At 50.7% G+C, this 17,221-nt stretch carries 14 protein-coding genes; 8 read left to right on the top strand and 6 right to left on the bottom strand.

Features of this window, described 5'->3' with window-relative positions:
• The first annotated feature begins 1 nt into the window (after position 1).
• The 8 genes from AC5JMP_RS09800 to codA all read left to right on the top strand — a co-directional run bounded on the left by AC5JMP_RS09800 (position 2) and on the right by codA (position 8,467).
• Positions 2 to 1,765, top strand: a complete 1,764-nt coding sequence (locus AC5JMP_RS09800; RefSeq protein WP_495851264.1) for a choice-of-anchor Q domain-containing protein — start codon at positions 2 to 4, stop codon at positions 1,763 to 1,765.
• Positions 1,766 to 2,245: 480 nt separating this feature from the next.
• Entirely contained in the window at positions 2,246 to 3,478 is a 1,233-nt protein-coding gene (locus AC5JMP_RS09805) for a response regulator transcription factor (protein ID WP_495851265.1), read from the top strand.
• A 387-nt stretch (positions 3,479 to 3,865) separates the two neighbouring features.
• Positions 3,866 to 4,129, top strand: coding sequence for a hypothetical protein (locus AC5JMP_RS09810; protein WP_495851266.1), 264 nt, complete (start codon positions 3,866 to 3,868; stop codon positions 4,127 to 4,129).
• Positions 4,130 to 4,189: 60 nt separating this feature from the next.
• Positions 4,190 to 5,524 (top strand): PLL family lectin, encoded by a 1,335-nt coding sequence (locus AC5JMP_RS09815; RefSeq protein WP_495851267.1) that lies wholly within the window; start codon positions 4,190 to 4,192, stop codon positions 5,522 to 5,524.
• A gap of 279 nt (positions 5,525 to 5,803) precedes the next feature.
• Entirely contained in the window at positions 5,804 to 6,211 is a 408-nt protein-coding gene (locus AC5JMP_RS09820) for a HEAT repeat domain-containing protein (protein WP_495851268.1), read from the top strand.
• Between the two features lie 97 nt (positions 6,212 to 6,308).
• Positions 6,309 to 6,824 (top strand): GNAT family N-acetyltransferase, encoded by a 516-nt coding sequence (locus AC5JMP_RS09825; protein WP_495851269.1) that lies wholly within the window; start codon positions 6,309 to 6,311, stop codon positions 6,822 to 6,824.
• A gap of 75 nt (positions 6,825 to 6,899) precedes the next feature.
• A complete protein-coding gene (locus AC5JMP_RS09830; protein ID WP_495851270.1) occupies positions 6,900 to 6,989 on the top strand; it encodes an IS1/IS1595 family N-terminal zinc-binding domain-containing protein in 90 nt (29 codons plus the stop codon).
• A 218-nt stretch (positions 6,990 to 7,207) separates the two neighbouring features.
• Positions 7,208 to 8,467 carry a cytosine deaminase gene (gene codA / locus AC5JMP_RS09835; protein WP_495851271.1) on the top strand — a complete coding sequence of 420 codons (1,260 nt, stop codon included), beginning with the start codon at positions 7,208 to 7,210 and terminating at the stop codon, positions 8,465 to 8,467.
• Between the two features lie 19 nt (positions 8,468 to 8,486).
• Here codA and AC5JMP_RS09840 read toward each other — a convergent pair whose 3' ends face one another.
• The 6 genes from AC5JMP_RS09840 to AC5JMP_RS09865 form a co-directional block, all read right to left on the bottom strand.
• Entirely contained in the window at positions 8,487 to 9,182 is a 696-nt protein-coding gene (locus tag AC5JMP_RS09840; RefSeq protein ID WP_495851272.1) for a response regulator transcription factor, read from the bottom strand.
• The gene (locus tag AC5JMP_RS09845; protein ID WP_495851273.1) at positions 9,179 to 10,633 is read right to left on the bottom strand and encodes a sensor histidine kinase; all 1,455 of its coding nucleotides are present in this window, start codon (positions 10,631 to 10,633) and stop codon (positions 9,179 to 9,181) included. Before AC5JMP_RS09845 ends, AC5JMP_RS09840 begins: the two co-directional genes overlap by 4 nt.
• Before the next feature lie 13 nt (positions 10,634 to 10,646).
• Positions 10,647 to 11,348 (bottom strand): peptide-methionine (S)-S-oxide reductase MsrA, encoded by a 702-nt coding sequence (gene msrA / locus AC5JMP_RS09850; protein ID WP_495851274.1) that lies wholly within the window; start codon positions 11,346 to 11,348, stop codon positions 10,647 to 10,649.
• A gap of 95 nt (positions 11,349 to 11,443) precedes the next feature.
• Complete coding sequence (gene msrB / locus AC5JMP_RS09855) at positions 11,444 to 11,953, bottom strand: peptide-methionine (R)-S-oxide reductase MsrB (protein ID WP_495851275.1); 510 nt, start codon at positions 11,951 to 11,953, stop codon at positions 11,444 to 11,446.
• 140 nt (positions 11,954 to 12,093) lie between these two features.
• Positions 12,094 to 12,474 carry a hypothetical protein gene (locus AC5JMP_RS09860; protein ID WP_495851276.1) on the bottom strand — a complete coding sequence of 127 codons (381 nt, stop codon included), beginning with the start codon at positions 12,472 to 12,474 and terminating at the stop codon, positions 12,094 to 12,096.
• 147 nt (positions 12,475 to 12,621) lie between these two features.
• Positions 12,622 to 17,007, bottom strand: a complete 4,386-nt coding sequence (locus AC5JMP_RS09865) for a PAS domain-containing protein (protein ID WP_495851277.1) — start codon at positions 17,005 to 17,007, stop codon at positions 12,622 to 12,624.
• Positions 17,008 to 17,221 lie beyond the last annotated feature (214 nt).

The raw sequence follows: 17,221 nt of genomic DNA on the forward strand, positions 1-17,221 counted from the left end.
GATGGCGATCACTGTAGATACGCTTCTAGATGAAAATAATGGTAACGTCAGCGCTGGAAATGTTTCGCTACGAGAAGCCATCGCCCTGAGCAATGTTGGAGACAATATTAGCTTCGCTTCCAGCCTCGCAGGTGGAACTATCATCCTGACTCAGGGTGACCTAGTGGTTGATAAAGGGCTAACCATTACCGGATTGGGAGCAGATCGATTAACCATTAGCGGCAACAACGCTTCTCGTGTCTTCAAAATTGATGATGGACAGAGCAGTGCTAGTAGAGTTGTGATTGATGGACTGACGATCGCCAATGGATTTCTTAATGAATCGCTCGGCAGTCAATCCCGTGGGGCTGGTATCTTCAATGCAGAATCCCTAACGCTAACCCACACAGTCATCAGAGATAACAAGGCGCTCTTTGGTGGCGGCATCGACAGCAGCAGCAATCTATCCATTGCCAACAGTACCATCAATAACAATGTTGCAACCCTTGGCGGCGGCGGCATTTCGAGCGGCAGCACCGAGGGAACTGTGCATGTAACCGCACTCACCAACACGACCATCAGCGGTAACCAAACCAATGCAGAGGGGGGTGGCATCTATAATGGCGCGACAAGCCGCCTCATTATCAACAGCAGCACCATTCATCAAAACAAGGCGGCGCTTGCGGGTGGCGGCATTGCCTCATCTACTGTAACGACGGGTGCCATTAATGGTGCGACGGGACAGTCGATCAGTAACACCATCATTGCCGGAAATTTTGACAATGACAGTTCAAAAGGCAGCTATTCTGATGTTTCGGGTAGCTTTACGACAGCCCTCTTCAATCTAATTGGCGATGGCACAGGTAGCACAGGCTTTACCAACGGCGTGAATGGCAATAAGGTAGGCACCAGCGCCACTCCGATCGCTCCTCAGCTCGGTTCCCTACAGAATAATGGTGGCGCGACACCGACCCATGCTCTGCTTGCCGACAGTCCGGCGATCGACGCTGCTAACCCTAACGCCAATGTCTTAGTTGATCAACGCGGTGTCGCCCGTCCGCAAAGGAATGGATTTGACATTGGCGCATACGAAACAACTTCCCCTATCATCAGCGATCAGCCGCCAGGAGTTGGAGATCCGCCCCCTGCGATCGCGCCTCAAACACCCCCTGCGATCGCGCCTCAGCCCAAACGAGTCATCGGTACCAACAGGTCGGATGTGCTATTGGGAAGCGCGGATAATGATGTGATTGTGGGCGGCGTGGGGGGTGATGTTGTGACAGGGAGTGCAGGTGCGGATCAGTTTGTTTACACAGGCGTTAGTCGGCGGCGTGCATTAGCAGATTCTCAGATCAGTAATTCTCCAAAACTGACTCGTCGTCGCCTTGACCAGATCACAGATTTCAACGCCCTAGAAGGAGATAGAATCAAACTCGATTTTGATAACAACTTAAGTACGGCTGAGCTTCCTAGCAGCATTCACAACGCGGGTAAAGTCAGAACGCCTGTGCTTCCGGGTAGAGGAACAGTGCAGCGAGGTCAAGTACAGGCGATCGCAGCAGCCTACGATGATGTCAACCCAATTATTCCAGGGAGACAGCGGGCGCGAGTGTCTGAAGCTGTAATTGTGGCTCACAAGAGACGTACCTATCTGTCTGTCAATGACAATCAAGCTGGGTTTAATCCGAAGCGTGACCTAGTAATTGATGTGACGGGGATGAATTTTCAGCGCCCTCAAGATGCCTTAGCAGGTGCAACTTTGTCAGTTAATCAATACTTTACTTAGGGCACCTCGAATGATTAACGCATCAGGACAAATGAAACTCGTTTGAGGCTATCTTACTTTGCGATAGAACCCTCACTCCTGATAAAACTAATGCTAATTTAAGACCCAAACAGGGCAGATGATTTTCGAGAGATAGCTGCATAAGAAATAGGCAGATGTACTGTGCATTCAATAGTACGTCTGCCTATTTCCTACGGAAATCTGAAAATATGTGGAAAGATTCGGGCTATCTAGCTTGAGCAGCGTACTATGCGGAAACAATTCCCTTAAACAGTAAAACCGAGATCTCATACAGAAATTTTCGGTTTATTCATAGTTAGCCCACTTCCTCAAGAGTATTACATTAAACCTCTTTTAGATTGGGTTGGGTGGGGCGTAGCCCCGCCCAACCCAATCTAAAAATTTGAATCTGCAAGAGGTCTATTGTTATTCCATTTTTCTGACCAAGCACCCAAGATTATGTAAAGGATATCACAATTTATGCAAACTCTAACGCCATATGATTTACAGCAAGTTTGTCAATTCTTACAGCAGCTCAATACAATCGTTCACCTATCAGAGTTCCCAACCCGGCTATTGTCTATTTTGTCGATGGTGATCGAGAGCGATTTTACATTAATGGCTGGAACCGCTGCTGATCAGGTGGGGAGTTTTAAGCATAATCCTAATGATCAAAGTGGCAAGAAAATCTTGGCTTCGGTTTTAGTTGCTAATGACACTAATATGCTGACTAGAACCAACATATCAATGTCTTATTTCTTGCAAAATCCCGTGACGATACACTATCTGTCAACGGGTGACAGTAGGGCGCACAAGATTTCTGATTTTCTGAATGAGTCAGAGATGTATCAGCGTGAGGCATTGTATGGAGAGTTTCTTGAGCCTTTAGGAATGTTAGACCAGATGTCGTTGGTCGTCACTGAACAACAACCCTTCACGCCAAAGCATACAGAATTCGATCGCGAACTAATCAATAATTGGGTAGTCAAATTAACGCCTACATCGGTCTGTCTAGATGAAGAACTGCCTGATTTAGTAGTTATCATTCATCGCGATCGCCGTAACTTTAGTGAACGAGATCGCGAAATTCTAAATTTACTGGCTCCCCACATTCTACAGGCTTATAAAAATAGTCAGATGATTAGCCAGATGCAATGGGAGTACAAACGGTTGAACCAATTTCTAGACCAGACCAGTAGTATTGTCATCAATCGCGATGGTTCAACGAAATTTGTAACGGAGCGAGCAGAGAAATTAATGCGAAAATATTTCTCTGCTGCACCTTATGAAAAAAATAGTTTGCCAGAAATGATGAAAGATTGGCTACAGAAAAGACTAGCTAATTGGGCGATCGGAGCTGATCTTTCTGCACCAACGCCACTGCTCCGAGTGATTCAAGATAAACATACACTTGTTGTTCGGCTATTCATTGATTCCGCGAATGATCAGTATCTATTGACATTAGAGGAGCAAGCACCACTTGACCTATCTTTTGCGCTATTGCAAAAACTGGGTTTGAGTCAGCGCGAGTCAGAGATTTTGCATTGGATTTTTCGTGATAAAAGCAATCAGCAAATTAGTGAAATCCTTCATCTCAGTCACCGTACAGTCCAAAAGCACTGTGAGAATATCTATGACAGGCTTGGTGTTAATAACCGTTCTGCGGCAATTACTCAAATACTTCAGAAGCTGGGGATAGCAATGTTTGTCTAAATTTTTCAGGGCAACTGTAAAGGTGAGTGGGGCGATCGCCAAAATCTGACCCACTATTTTATGCTGTCTACACCTCTCCATTGCAGTTTGTCGAGATCCACCTCTCAAACTACGCATCCATACGTATTGATTTATCTTTAGAATCCAAACTATAGTCCTGCTCAGTACAATCTCGGCTGCAACATCAAAGGTAAGTTCTGAACAGAAAGTTACCCATAGGGGTACTACCTAAAGTTTGATCGTGAAGCCCAGAATGAATACAAGCATTACTCAGATAATACTGCGGCTAGTCAGAAATTATGGACAATACAGCGAGGAAATATGCCCTACGACTATCAGTATCTAATCCAGACGGGAAACACGGTTTCCTTAGCGGGGACGATCGCAATGTCAATTCCAGACGGTGGAAAACATGCTCGTTCAGCACAGATTCGGTTGCCGAGATTTGTCAGTGAACCCGTTGTGACTGCTACTGTCCATAGCAAGCAAGGATCTGGCACCATCTTTGCACTTTTTAATATTGATTATCAAGATGTAGAGAGCTTTTCTCTAGTTACTTTTGTAGCCCTAAATATTCAATTTGGAGATGAGAGTGATCTTGAGTTCTTGTGCAATTTTGTTGTAGTTGGTGAACTGCCTGAAGAGGCATAGAGACATAGTCTAATTTCATTTGGATAGGTTCGTAATAATATTTACCAAGGAGTAGTAATCGTGCCCGAACTTGTTATTCATGCGATCGATTGCAAAGTGGTTTCGACTGGGGTTGATGCCGGTGCTGTTCAAGCAGTCGTTGACGCCGTTAAAAAAGCTGCTGATGTCGGCGCTGGCTCAGCAGCTTTCTTTGGCCCGACAGGTGCGGCCGTAGGTGCTGCCCTACAAGCCGCAAAGGGATTGGTTAGCATAGTTCCAGGATTAATTGGCGCACTTGATGTACCAGGTAACTATCCTGACGAACTCTATCTCAGTCTTTCTAACCAAGAGCGTAAAGCTAAAATTTGGCCCCCAGGCAAGTATTACGGCATCAATGGCGGGCAAATTGTTCGCCCAAATTTGCGGGTGCCTTTTGCTGATGTTGTTGATGTAAATTTCTGGGAATATGACACTGGCAGTGGCGATGATTTCTTAGGACGACTGACAGTAGACAAATCTCATGCGGGAGGCGTGCGTTATCAGATTGTAGCTATGCCTTCTGAAGGTAATGTGTACGTGGTTGCTTATTCTATTGAGGGAGTTCCCAGTCCGGCGGGGAGTTGGGAATCTCTTGGCGGTTATCTCACGTCTGGGCCTGATGTTTGTTCATGGGCACCGGGACGATTGGATGTCTTTGTCCGAGGTGGCGATGATGCACTCTATCACAAATATTTCGAGAATAGTTGGTCGGATTGGGGGTCTCTCGGTGGCGTTTTGACATCTGATCCGAGTGCGGTCTCCTGGGGCAATGGTCGAATTGACGTTTTTGCTCGTGGCGGAGACAATGCACTCTATCACAAATATTTTGAGAACGGCTGGTCAGACTGGGAATCTCTCGGCGGTTATCTCACGTCTGGGCCTGATGTTTGTTCATGGGCACCGGGACGACTGGATGTCTTTGTTCGAGGCGAGGATTCTGCGCTCTATCACAAATATTTCGAGAACGGTTGGTCAGACTGGGAATCTCTCGGCGGAGTGCTGACATCTGATCCGAGTGCGGTCTCTTGGGGTAATGGTCGAATTGACGTTTTCGCTCGTGGCGGAGACAATACGCTCTATCACAAATATTTTGAGAACGGTTGGTCAGACTGGGAATCTCTTGGCGGAGTGCTGACTTCCAGCCCTGATGCTTCTTCATGGGCACCCGGACGACTGGATATCTTTGTCCGGGGTGGAGACAATGCGCTCTATCACAAATATTTTGAGAATGGTTGGTCAGACTGGGGATCTCTCGGCGGCGTTTTGACTTCTGATCCGGCTGCCGTTTCTTGGAGTGCTGGCAGGATTGATGTTTTTGCTCGTGGCGGTGACTATGCCCTCTACCATAAGTGGTTTGAGGGGCGTTGGCTACCATAAACCAACCAGTGGTGCCAACAGTCCAGCAATGTGGTGGAGCGGACAGTCGAGGGCTTTTGATTTTGAGATCAAGGTTGTCTACTGCCGCTCCCCGTCACTGTTAGCTTTCCAGTCTCACAGATGGCGTAGCAACAGGGAGTTTTCTCCCCAATAAGCTCCGGTTTAGTTCAGTGATCGGTGAGTATGCGATTGCCCCAACTATAGCTGTCGCCAGTTTACTTAGGACGTTTATGGTGGGGCGCTGCGCGCCCCACCATAAACGTCCCCGTTCTAACCGCCTTGGCGCCTTCTTTTCTATCGAAGAGCCAAATAACCCAAGAAGCGATCTGTGTGTTGAGCAAAGTTGCAGCTGATCGGGTTGAGGCTCCCTCTGTTCGAGCACAAGCCCCAGAAGGACTTGGCAATAGGCTCTCTCACGAGTTAGTACCAAATTTATATCAGGAAGCACTGACTGTCATCATTGAAGCACTAGATGATTCGGACGCTGAAATTAGGTTTTGGGCATGCTTTGCTGTGAGTGAGATAAAAATAGAGGAGGCATTGCCAAAACTCCAAGTATTAGCTCAGACCGACAACACAATTATGGAAGGGTGGTGGTCTGTGGGTGAGGAAGCTGAGGATGCCATTACTTTAATAAATGGAGGAGAGCCACCACTGCGTAAACCATGCAAATCGCCTACCATCTAAAACCGTATTGCACCGGACTTTAAAGTATGCTGTTTCTAGTAAAAAGTTATCTGTGCCCGGCGATTGCGAACGTCATGCATCTGCTTGAGGGTTCAGTATGAGTAATCGGGAAATTACATTAATTAAACCGATTGAAGGGCTGGTAGCAGAGTTCTTGAGCATGGCTGATGAGTATCGAGCCACAGGTGATGATCGCTACAAATCTGCCGCCGATGACTTCTCCAGTTATGTTCGCAATCTGGTGTTTTACTCGAAAGGCGTCAATCTGCCCATGGATCATGTCCCGGCAAGCACCTTCTGGTTAGTGTTGGCTGATAGGATCATTGGACGTAGCAGCCTTCGCCATTACCTCACGTCTGAGTTGGAGCACGAAGGCGGGCATATTGGCTACGATATTCGGCCCTCTGAGAGGCGGAAGGGATACGGTAAGTTGATCCTCAAGCTAACACTGGAGAGAGCTAGGGACATCGGTTTAGATCGCGTGTTCCTCACGTGCGACACAGACAACACGGCATCAGCAAAGATCATTGAGAGGAACGGTGGAGTGATGCAAGGGCAGGTAAGTTCTGACAAATCGGGTAAGCCCATTTCTCAGTATTGGATTGAGCTATGACCTGGACGCCGCGGTAATGTTCTATACGTGTGGAAATGAGGGAGAATCAGGCAGGTATTTTTCCTCAATTTGCATATGGTTTTGAAACCCGTTCTTTGCCCAGACTGTGGCAGCGAGGATGTAGTCAAGCATGGTCGGAGCAAGCAACATTACAAATGTCGGTAGTCCTAAACAAGTAAGGATGAGTTGTAGTGGTGAATGAAGCACCCGATCGCTTACTCAATGAAAAGGTGTTTATGGTAGCGATCGCCATCCAAACCCCATAACGGAGCCAATTTATTAACAGCCACCCGCATGTGTTTCCGGACTTTCAACCTTTCACTCGCAAGGAAATTTATGGGCGATAATCTACGTTTCTCCTGAATTATCCAAGAAGCCGCATTATGTCTTACGAACTTCTGCTCCGCAACTGCCGATTGCTGCACCCTACAGAACCGATCGCCCCAGTCGATATCGCCATCGCCAACGGCAAGATTGCAGCCATAGCACCTGAGATTTCGGCATCAGCTCAGCTTGAGCTAGATTTGGCGGGACAGCTCGTGAGTCCGCCTTTTGTAGAATCCCATGTACATCTGGATTCAGCAATGACTGCCGGGGAGCCGCGCTGGAACCAGAGCGGTACTTTGTTTGAAGGCATCGAGATTTGGCGAGAGCGCAAGCAAGATTTGACGCTGGAGGATGTGAAGAAGCGGGCGATCGCCGCTCTAAAACAGCAGGCCATGCAGGGCGTTTTGTTTGTTCGGAGCCATGCCGATGTCAGCGAGTCCAATCTGATTGCGCTTCAGGGATTGCTGGAAGTGCGTGAAGCCGTTAAAGACTGGATGACGCTGCAAGTCGTGGCGTTTCCCCAAGACGGCATCTACGGCGGCGAAAAAAATGAGGCACTCATGGAGGAGGCGCTGAAGTTGGGTGCAGATGTGGTCGGCGGTATTCCTCACTATGAGCTGACCCGTGAAGATGGGGTGCGATCGGTGCATCGTATTTTTGAGTGGGCAGAGCAGTACGATCGCCTGATTGACATTCACTGCGACGAAATTGACGACGATAACTCCAGATTTCTGGAGGTCGTGACGGCTTGTGCGATTCGATCGGGCATGGGATCACGGGTGTCGGCAAGTCATACGACGGCTTTTGGTTCGTACAACAACGCCTATGCCTACAAGCTGCTAGGCTTTTTGCGCCGTACCGCCATTAATTTCATTGCCAATCCATTGATTAACATTACCTTGCAAGGGCGAACCGATACCTATCCCAAGCGCCGAGGGGTAACGCGCGTTAAGGAACTCTGGCAGCAGGGAATGAACGTGAGCCTAGGACACGACTGCATCCAGGACTGCTGGTATTCGTTAGGGACAGGCAATATGTTGGATGTCGCCTCAATGCTGCTGCATGTGTCGCAAATGACAGGAGCGCCAGAAATCAACGCCTGCTATGACATGGTGACTTGGAACGGGGCAAAGACGCTGCATGTCGAAGATCAATATGGGGTAGAGGTCGGCAACTCTGCTAATTTGATTGTTCTAGATGCGATCGATCGCTTTGATGCCATCCGCCGCCGCGCCACGGTGCGGTATGTGATTTCTCAGGGTAAGCTTTTAGCCTCGACCGACCGACCGCAAATGCACTGGCAGGGAGAGGCTTGATAGCGCTCAGGCATAGTTCTCAAGCATAATCCCGCAGCACATAGCCCACACCCCGAACGGTATGCACCAAACGCTTCTCGTCATGGGCTTCCAGCTTGACGCGCAGATAGCGAATGTAGACTTCAATGATGTTGGAATCGCCCAGGAAATCGTAGCCCCAGACTTTCTCGATCAGCTGATCACGGGTCATCACCTGACGCGGGTGCCGCAGCAAATACTCCAATAGGTCAAATTCTTTTGCCGTTAGCTCAATTCGCTGCGTTCCGCGACGCACCTCTCGGCTTTGGCAATCCATCGTCAAGTTTTCAAACTGCAAGACATCCGGCGTTTCTGGATAGGCACGGCGCAGATTCGCCCGTACTCTTGCCAGTAGCTCCTCTAAGCTGAAGGGCTTGGTGAGATAGTCGTCGGCTCCGGCATCCAGTCCGGTAACGCGATCGCTCACCTCATCCTTAGCCGTCAGCATAATCACGGGCACCAGATTTCCGGTGGCTCTGAGGCGGCGACAAATCTCGATGCCCGGTAAGCCAGGAAGCATCCAGTCTAGAATCAGCAGATCGGGCTGTGTCTCACGGGCGGCTGCCAATCCATCCATGCCGTTGTGGGCAGCAGTGACGCGATAGCCCTCAAAGCCCAGCTCGGCGGCAACCATCCGCGCCAGCTTCAAGTCGTCTTCTACGATGAGAATATGGGCGGTGAGAAGAGGAGCAGTCATGCAGGAGACTTCCAAACAGGGAGAACGACGGTGAAAATACTGCCTTCGGTCGGCTTAGAGCGGAGGGTAATGCAGCCCGCCATGCTTTCGATTAGGCTCTTGGCGATCGCCAGCCCCAACCCCGTCCCGTCCCTAGAGCGTGTCATGGTTTCATCGACTCGATAAAACCGCTCAAAAATGCGGTTCTGATGCTGGAGCGAAATGCCCACACCGCGATCGCGCACATGCACCATCACCTGCTGTCCCTGCTCCAGAATCAAGTCTACGGGCTGGTCTGCGGCAGAATATTTGATGGCGTTGTCCACCAGATTAATCAGAACCTGCTGAAGCCGATCGCGATCGCCCTGCACCCAAATCTCAAAGTTGGGAGCAGTCACCGTGACCTGGCGATTGCTGACTTTCTGCGTCATTTCGGCAACTTCCACCACCAGCGCATTCAGCAGCACAGGCTCTTGGCGAAAGTAGAGGTGCCCATTGTCTGCTCTCGCTAAATTCAGCAGATCTTCTAGCATCCGCACCGTGCGATCGGCTTCAGCCGCCGCCGTTTCCAGCGCCTCCTGTTGATAGGCACTGAGATTGGTGCTGCGCCGCAAAACGCTTTGCAGATAGCCATGCACGATCGTCAAAGGCGTACGCAGTTCGTGGGAGACATTGCCGACAAACTGGCGCTGATTTTCCCAGGCATTAGAGAGACGAGACAGCATTAGATTAAAGGTTTCGGCTAGCTCTTTGACTTCGCTGGGAGCGCGATTTAGGGGTAGCTGAGCTGAGCTGAGGTCTTCGGCTGAAATCGCTCCGGCAATCTGACTCATCTCCTGTAATGGACGGAGCGATCGCCGAATCCTGAGGGTGATGGCGATCAGGGTGATGACGATCGCTAGCGCCGAAACCAGCACTAATCCCTGCAATGCCGAGATCAACTGCTGCTGATTGGCGGTGACATCCTGAGCAATGTAAACATTGCCCAAGAGCTGATTTTTCACCGTTAGAGAGCTGCCACGTAAAACAACATAGCGATCGCCAATACCATACACTTGAGGCTGACTAGGCATTTCTGCCAGAGACATCAATGCCGCCTTATTTGCCGGAGATTCAGCCCTCAAACTCTCTGATTGCGCCAGAATTTGGCTATCTCGACCTTTGACCCAGATCAGCAGGCTGGGATTAGACACATTGTTGATTGTTTTCTGCAACCCCGTCTTAACAGACAGCATCTCGCTATAAAGCTCGACATCTCTGGGGAAGCGATCGGCAATGTACTCCACATTTTGCTGATGGGTCGCTATCAAAATTTGCTGCATCTTCCAGCTCGTCCACAGACCCACGCTCCCTAGACACAATACTGAGAGAATGGCAATCTCGCTAGTCAAACGAAACTGTAGCGAAGTGGGATTGAGATACCGCCATCCGCTCTGGGCGATCGATTCCCGAAATCGGCTAATCTGCTTCATTGAGAGCCAAACGTTATTTGTACAAACTGGGGAACTTTTGACGCAACTGTTCCAGCTTTGGCAGATCATGGATCACTACATAAGGATAATCTGGATTGCGATCGATGAAGTTCTGGTGATAGTCTTCAGCCGGATAAAACTTGTCGAGAGGATTGAGCTGCGTGACGATCGGCGCAGGGAAGACTTGGGATTTGTTGAGCTGTTCAATATACGACTGCGCGACCTGCCTCTGCTCATCGTTGACAAAAAATATTGCCGATCGATATTGCGTGCCTGAGTCAGGTCCCTGTCGATTCAGCTCCGTCGGATTGTGCGCCACCGAGAAGTAGATTTTCAGAAGCTCACCATAGGAAATCTGCGACGGATCGTAGGTGATTTGAACTGCCTCAGCATGATCCGTACCGCCAAAGCTAACCATGTTGTAATGGGCGCTTCTAGCATCGCCGCCTGAAAAACCAGATACGACATCAGATACGCCTTTGACATGTTCAAAAACGGCTTCCATGCCCCAAAAGCAGCCGCCCGCCAAAACCGCCGTTTGCTGTCCTGTTGCAGTGGACGGATTGAGGGTCGGATCAGGGATCTGAGCTGTGGCAACATCGGTAGCGCGGCTCGGAAGCGACATTTGGGAAGCACCATAGACGATCGCCACGGTCGTTAGCGAAAAGAGAGCTAAATTGCGCAATAAACGACGGGAAGAGTTAGGAAGTGGCATATTGGGAAGTCCTTATAAAGATTTAGATAGGGTAGACAGCGATTCCAGCAGTAGCTCAAGCAGCTTTAGCCCGCAGCTTCATAGGCGCTACAGCTTCAACCTGCAACGAATTTTAGAGCGACACCATTGATACAGTAGCGCTTCCCAGTGGGCTGAGGGCCATCATCAAACACATGCCCCAAGTGTCCGCCACAGCGACGGCAATGTACTTCAGTTCGGGTCATCATCAGGGACGTGTCTTCAGAAGTGGCGACTCCATTGGCGATCGGCGCATAGAAACTCGGCCAACCCGTGCCGCTGTGAAACTTCGTCTCAGAGGAAAACACAGGCAAATTGCATCCCGCACAATCGTACCTGCCTTTGATGTCTTGCTCAGAGAGGGGGCTGCTTAAAGGCATCTCGGTACCCTGCTGACGCAAGACCTTGAACTGTTCAGGCGTTAGAATTCTTCGCCACTCTTCCTCAGTTTTTGTCACTTCAAATCTGCTGACGGCAGAGGTAGGTGAACTCGAAGTTTGCGCCTGAGAACCCGAAGATAAATAGCGCGACAGCGTAACTGCGCCAATGGCAGCTGCGCCAGCCTGTAAAAAGTATCGTTTTTTCATGATGTGTTCAACCTGCTTTGTGACAGTCACTATTACGGTAGAGGCTCTGTCCTACAGCAGATTCTCGGTGGAGCATAAACGGCCCTGGCTGGGGCTAAGGCACCCTGACTGAAATATCACTGTAGGAACTGGCGATCGCTTTATCGAGATCCTGCTGAGTTAGGCTGGGCGCCGGGGGCTGCGCTGGGCGCGTTGCACTCACTCATTGCCCCTGAAGCCATCGCGCCGCTCATCGCTTCACCTTGTGCCATCGCGCCACCCTGCATAGCGTCACCCTGCATGGCGCTACCTTCAGGCTTCATGGCTTCGCCTTGTGCCATCGCGCTACCTTCAGGCTTCATGGCTTCGCCGTTACTCATGGCGCTACCCATCGCGGAAGCCTGCATGGCATCACAGTTGCTTGCTCCCGAATGTTGCATTGAGCCACCGGTCGGCGCAGTTTGAGCGCCAGCAGGAATATTGGAATAGCCAAGTAGAATGAGGGCTAAGCCTGCACTGAGAGAGCACGTTTTCCAGTTCATAAATTCTCCAGGTTGTAGTTGAGACTTTTGCTAGTCATGCTTACACTAGCGATGCAACCTGAGAGTAACCTTAATGAAGTCTTAGAAATGCAAGTAGTGGTATCCAGGTAATGATTTTTGAAGACTACCGAAATGCACTCTAGACAGCTAGGCAGGATGCCGAATCCAGCTTGTGACCAGATCGCGGATTTCTCGGAGCAGATCATCTCGGTGATAGGAGCCTTTCTGCAAGATTTGCTCGACATAGCCATTCAACCGTAGGCGATCGCCCGGTGTCAGATCCATTGCCGTCACCACAATCACAGGCAGCGATCGCCATTGAGGCATCTGGCGCAGGGTGTTAATGAACTGGAAGCCGTCTATTTCCGGCATCATCAGATCTAGCAGCACCAGATCCGGCAGATGACCCGGCGAACAACTTTCCAGCGCGTCTAGCGCAACTTTGCCATTTTCAGCTTCAATCACCTGCCAGCCCTCTTTCTCCAGCATCTTGCGAAACATTTCTCGCGTGGAGACATCGTCTTCTGCCACCAGAACTATAGGGCGATCGCGATCCGCGTGCAGGCTTTGATGAGGGCAGTATTGATCCAACAAACGAGTCAGCCGTTTGTAGTCTACGGGTTTGGTCAGATAGTCGGATGCTCCTAAGGTAAAGCCCAGATTCTTGTCGTCGATCATGCTCATGACAATAACTGGAATATCCGCCAGATTGGAGTCGGCTTTGAGGGAGGCCAGCACTTCCCAACCGTTCATATGGGGCAGCAGCACATCTAGGGTAATGGCATCAGGGCGGAGGGTTGCCGCCATTGCTAGACCTTCATCTCCGGTCGCGGCAGTTTCTACGCGAAAGCCTTCCTTAACGAGGTACCGCACCATTAGATCTCGCACTGAAGAATCGTCGTCAATGACCAGAATCGTGCCGATGCTGGTCTGGATCGAGCGATCGGCACCGACCACTCGATCGGGTTCCAGCAGGTCTTGGTCTTCTGACAGGTCTTCTGGCAAACTGGCGCGATCGTCTACCTGGGACGGCAAGCAGATCGTGAACGCTGAGCCTTTGCCTACTTCACTGCTGACGGTGATATCACCTCCCATCATCTGACAGAAATGGCGGCTGATTGCCAACCCCAAGCCCGTGCCGCCATACTTACGTGTCGTTGAGGCATCGGCTTGGGTAAACGCCTGGAAGACCTTGTTCATTTGCTCCAGACTCATGCCAATGCCCGTATCGGCGACTTTGAAGGTTAGCCAATCGGCACGGCGCTCCACCGTCAAGGTAATTGTGCCCGCTTCGGTGAATTTGGCGGCATTGCTGAGGAGATTAAACAATGACTGCCGCAGCTTGGTTAGATCGGCGTACATTGTTCCGAGATTGCCAGCGCCCAGATTGCCTGTGCCCAGACTGCCCGCACCCAGATTGCCCATGCCCAGATTGCCCGATCGGACAATTTCTAGCCGATTGCGGTTCTTCTGGACTAGCGGCTGAATTGTGTTTTCGACTTCAAAGATCACCTGCTCTAGGTCAAAGGTTTCCAGATACAGATCCATCTTGCCCGCCTCGATCTTGGAGATGTCCAGGATGTCGTTGATCAGCCCCAGCAGATGTTTGCCCGCCCCCCGAATTTTTTCCAGGTCGGGCACCATGTCTTCATAGCCCTGATCTTCTGCGTCTTCTTGCAGGATTTCGCTGTAGCCAATAATGGCGTTAAGCGGCGTACGCAGTTCGTGGCTCATGTTTGCCAAAAACTGGCTCTTGGCGCGGTTTGCCTCTTCTGCCGCTTCTTTGCCCTTGAGCAGCATATTTTCTGCCTGTTTGCGATCGCTCACATCCCGCTGTACCGAAATCCAGTGCATCAGGTGATCTTGATGGCGGCCTTGATCAGGGACGATCGGCACCATTTCAAACTCTAGCCAAAACTCCGAGCCGTCCTTGCGATATTGAATCAGCTCAGCATTGAGGGCTTGACCTTGAGCGATCGCTGTTCGCACTCGATTTAGCTCTGCCCGATCGGTGTTGGCTCCATGTAAACAATCGGCTGTTCTGCCCACCGCCTCATCAAGTTCATAGCCTGTCATCTGGGTAAAAGCCCGGTTGACATAGACCACTTTGAGTTCACTCGTGGAGCTAACCTGAAAGATCACCACGGCATCATTGGTGTTGACCACCACCGATTCCAAGAGGCGCATCCGTTCTTCAGAATGCTTGCGATCGGAGATGTCAAAAATTACGCCATCTAGACAGAGAAGTTCGCCCGTAATGTCAAAAATGCCCTGTCCTTTTTCGTAGACCCAGCGCAAGCTGCCGTCCGCGTGACGAATGCGATATTCCAGTTCATAGGGGCGTTTTTCGGCGATCGCCATCCCGACTTCGCTGCGAATTCTGCCCTCGTCTTCAGGGTAAATAATTTCTGCAAACGAGGGCAATTTGCTTTGGGTGAAGGCAGTTGCAGCATAGCCCGTGATCGCCTGAATCGGCTGGCTGATAAACTCCATCGTCCAGTCAGCATCATAGTTGCAGCGGTAGACGGCTCCTGAAATATTTGCCAGCAGCGATCGGAACCGTTCTTCACGTTCGCGGACGTCGGCTTCAGCTTGCTTGCGATCGGTAATATCCATCGTCACACCTGACAGCCGTAGCGGCTTGCCTTGGGCATTGCGTGTGACTTTTCCACGACTCGTCACCCAGCGCAACGTGCCATTTGGACGGATGATGCGATATTCTGGCACGTATTCTGTGTCTTCTCGAATCGCCCGCTGCTGAGCTTTTAGCACCTGATGGCGATCGTCTGGATGAATATATTGAAGGAAATCTTCGTAGCTGCCGCCAAAGGTGCCGGGAGCCAGTCCAAACAGGCTCTCAACCTCAGTAGACCAATGCTCTTCTCCAGTGACAATATCCCAATCCCATGCCCCCATAGAGGCGGCGCTGAGCGCCATCCGCCGCAGCTCTTCGCCCTGACGTAAGGCTTCTTCGGCAAGCTGCCGATGCATAAATTGCCCCATTTGACTGCCGATCGCCGCCATCATTTTCAGCAGATCAGCATCGGGCTTGGGGATCTTGTGACCGAAGAAGACCATCACGCCGACAACGCGATCGCCATGGCAAATGGGGAAACCGCACGCAGCTTGAAGGTGCTGAGGCGGAAGGGTTCCTAGCCTATCGGCGTCTAGATTTGCCAGCCAAACTGGCTCTCCTCGCTGCCAGACCTGCCCAGCCAAGCCAACACCGGGTGCGAGCAGCGGCTCTGAGGCGGCAGCCCAATCGGTTATCTGGGGCGATCGCCCCCATAATTCCACTCGAAACAGTTTGTTGACCTCAGCCCTGAGCTGCCAAACCTCGCCCAAATCCCAATTTAGGCTGCCGCAGATCGCCTGGAGAATGGTGGGAGCCGCATCTGAGAGCATCAGAGATTCCGCCAGAGCGCGGGTTGCCGCATACTGAGCATTGAGGCGGCGATCGGCTCTGCGTCTTGCGTTCAAGTTACGGCTCAATATGATAAACACAGAGCCAACCGCCGCCAGCACTAGCAGCGTAAAAATTTCCACCAGATAGATCTTTTGCTGAAAGCGATCGATCCGCTCCTCTAATAAACCATCCAGCGCTTTGACGGTATGCTGCCATAGCTCAAAACTACTTTTCAGAGCAGAGGTTGCCTTGCGATCGAACTCGGTTGGAGAAGACTCAGTGACAATGGCCTCGCTCTGAACCAGCATATGATTCATCCAATCCAGAAATCTCTGAGTGTCAGACAGGGTACTCCGCAGGGGGAGCTGCAGAATTGACTGAAGATTGCCCGCATCATTATTGTCAAATGCTACGTTCATGCCTTTGCGCGTGGCATCACTGTTGGCTTGCGCCACGCCAATTTGCATAATCAGCTGCCCTCTCTCCTCTGGGTTTAGCGCCTGCTGGCGAATAACATTTTCGCCCCTCAATTGCAGGTTTGCCAGCAGCTCCTGAGCCTCAGGTAGCTTTAGCAGAATGGCATCCATCAAGTAGTAGGTGTCGAGATTGGGATCGAGGATGAGATTAGAAGTGTCGCCCACCTGAGAAATCAGCTCCCGCGTTCTGAGAATGAATTTGGTGTGCAGATCTTCGATCGCCGCCCGACTGGTTGTGCTCAAGTTTGGCTGCGCAATTTGTTGAGAAAGCTCAATCCGGAGATGCTGCCAGGATTCCTGAAGCAGCTGAAATTCTTTGGCCGTTCTGAGGCGATCGCCTAACGTCCGTTGCACCTGCTCAACGGCCTCCATATCCCCATTAAGCTGAGCCTGCCGCTGTTGCAGCGCCAGCAATGGCACCTCTTTATGAAAGTAGCGTTGGGCAATGCGCTGGCTCTGGGGCACATCTTGCAGGAGCCGTTCTAGCGGACGCAGATATTGCGTGCCATGCAGTTCAAATTGAGTCAATTCAATCCGCTCATTTACCTGAGCAGTCAGCTGATACACCACAAAAGCAAACGGCAGAACAAACGTCAGCAGCAGAGCCGGCAGGCTGATACGGAGCGGCTTACGGATGCGGAGTTCTCCCATGGCGGTTTTCCTTCTAGTAGGCAGACGCAGTGGGGCTTAAAGCTGAAATAGCGACATCGCTCAACTGAAAGTCAAACGCCAATGCGTTCCGCCTATGGATACAACGATAGGCTTATCATTCCCAGGTTTTGTAATTTTGCACTGTACTTGGTTCTGGATTCGTAATCAGCTATCAAGCTTGGCGGTTGAACTTGGTGGAATCCATAACCAGAAC

The organism is Drouetiella sp. (genome assembly GCF_059504425.1).

Excerpts from the sequence above, each read along its gene's own strand:
- AC5JMP_RS09800 (WP_495851264.1), top strand. The coding sequence starts at position 2 with ATGGCGATCACTGTAGATACGCTTCTAGATGAAAATAATGGTAACGTC.
- AC5JMP_RS09805 (WP_495851265.1), top strand. The coding sequence starts at position 2,246 with ATGCAAACTCTAACGCCATATGATTTACAGCAAGTTTGTCAATTCTTA.
- AC5JMP_RS09810 (WP_495851266.1), top strand. The coding sequence starts at position 3,866 with ATGTCAATTCCAGACGGTGGAAAACATGCTCGTTCAGCACAGATTCGG.
- AC5JMP_RS09825 (WP_495851269.1), top strand. The coding sequence starts at position 6,309 with ATGAGTAATCGGGAAATTACATTAATTAAACCGATTGAAGGGCTGGTA.
- AC5JMP_RS09830 (WP_495851270.1), top strand. The coding sequence starts at position 6,900 with ATGGTTTTGAAACCCGTTCTTTGCCCAGACTGTGGCAGCGAGGATGTA.
- codA (WP_495851271.1), top strand. The coding sequence starts at position 7,208 with ATGTCTTACGAACTTCTGCTCCGCAACTGCCGATTGCTGCACCCTACA.
- AC5JMP_RS09840 (WP_495851272.1), bottom strand. The coding sequence starts at position 9,182 with ATGACTGCTCCTCTTCTCACCGCCCATATTCTCATCGTAGAAGACGAC.
- AC5JMP_RS09845 (WP_495851273.1), bottom strand. The coding sequence starts at position 10,633 with ATGAAGCAGATTAGCCGATTTCGGGAATCGATCGCCCAGAGCGGATGG.
- msrA (WP_495851274.1), bottom strand. The coding sequence starts at position 11,348 with ATGCCACTTCCTAACTCTTCCCGTCGTTTATTGCGCAATTTAGCTCTC.
- msrB (WP_495851275.1), bottom strand. The coding sequence starts at position 11,953 with ATGAAAAAACGATACTTTTTACAGGCTGGCGCAGCTGCCATTGGCGCA.
- AC5JMP_RS09860 (WP_495851276.1), bottom strand. The coding sequence starts at position 12,474 with ATGAACTGGAAAACGTGCTCTCTCAGTGCAGGCTTAGCCCTCATTCTA.
- AC5JMP_RS09865 (WP_495851277.1), bottom strand. The coding sequence starts at position 17,007 with ATGGGAGAACTCCGCATCCGTAAGCCGCTCCGTATCAGCCTGCCGGCT.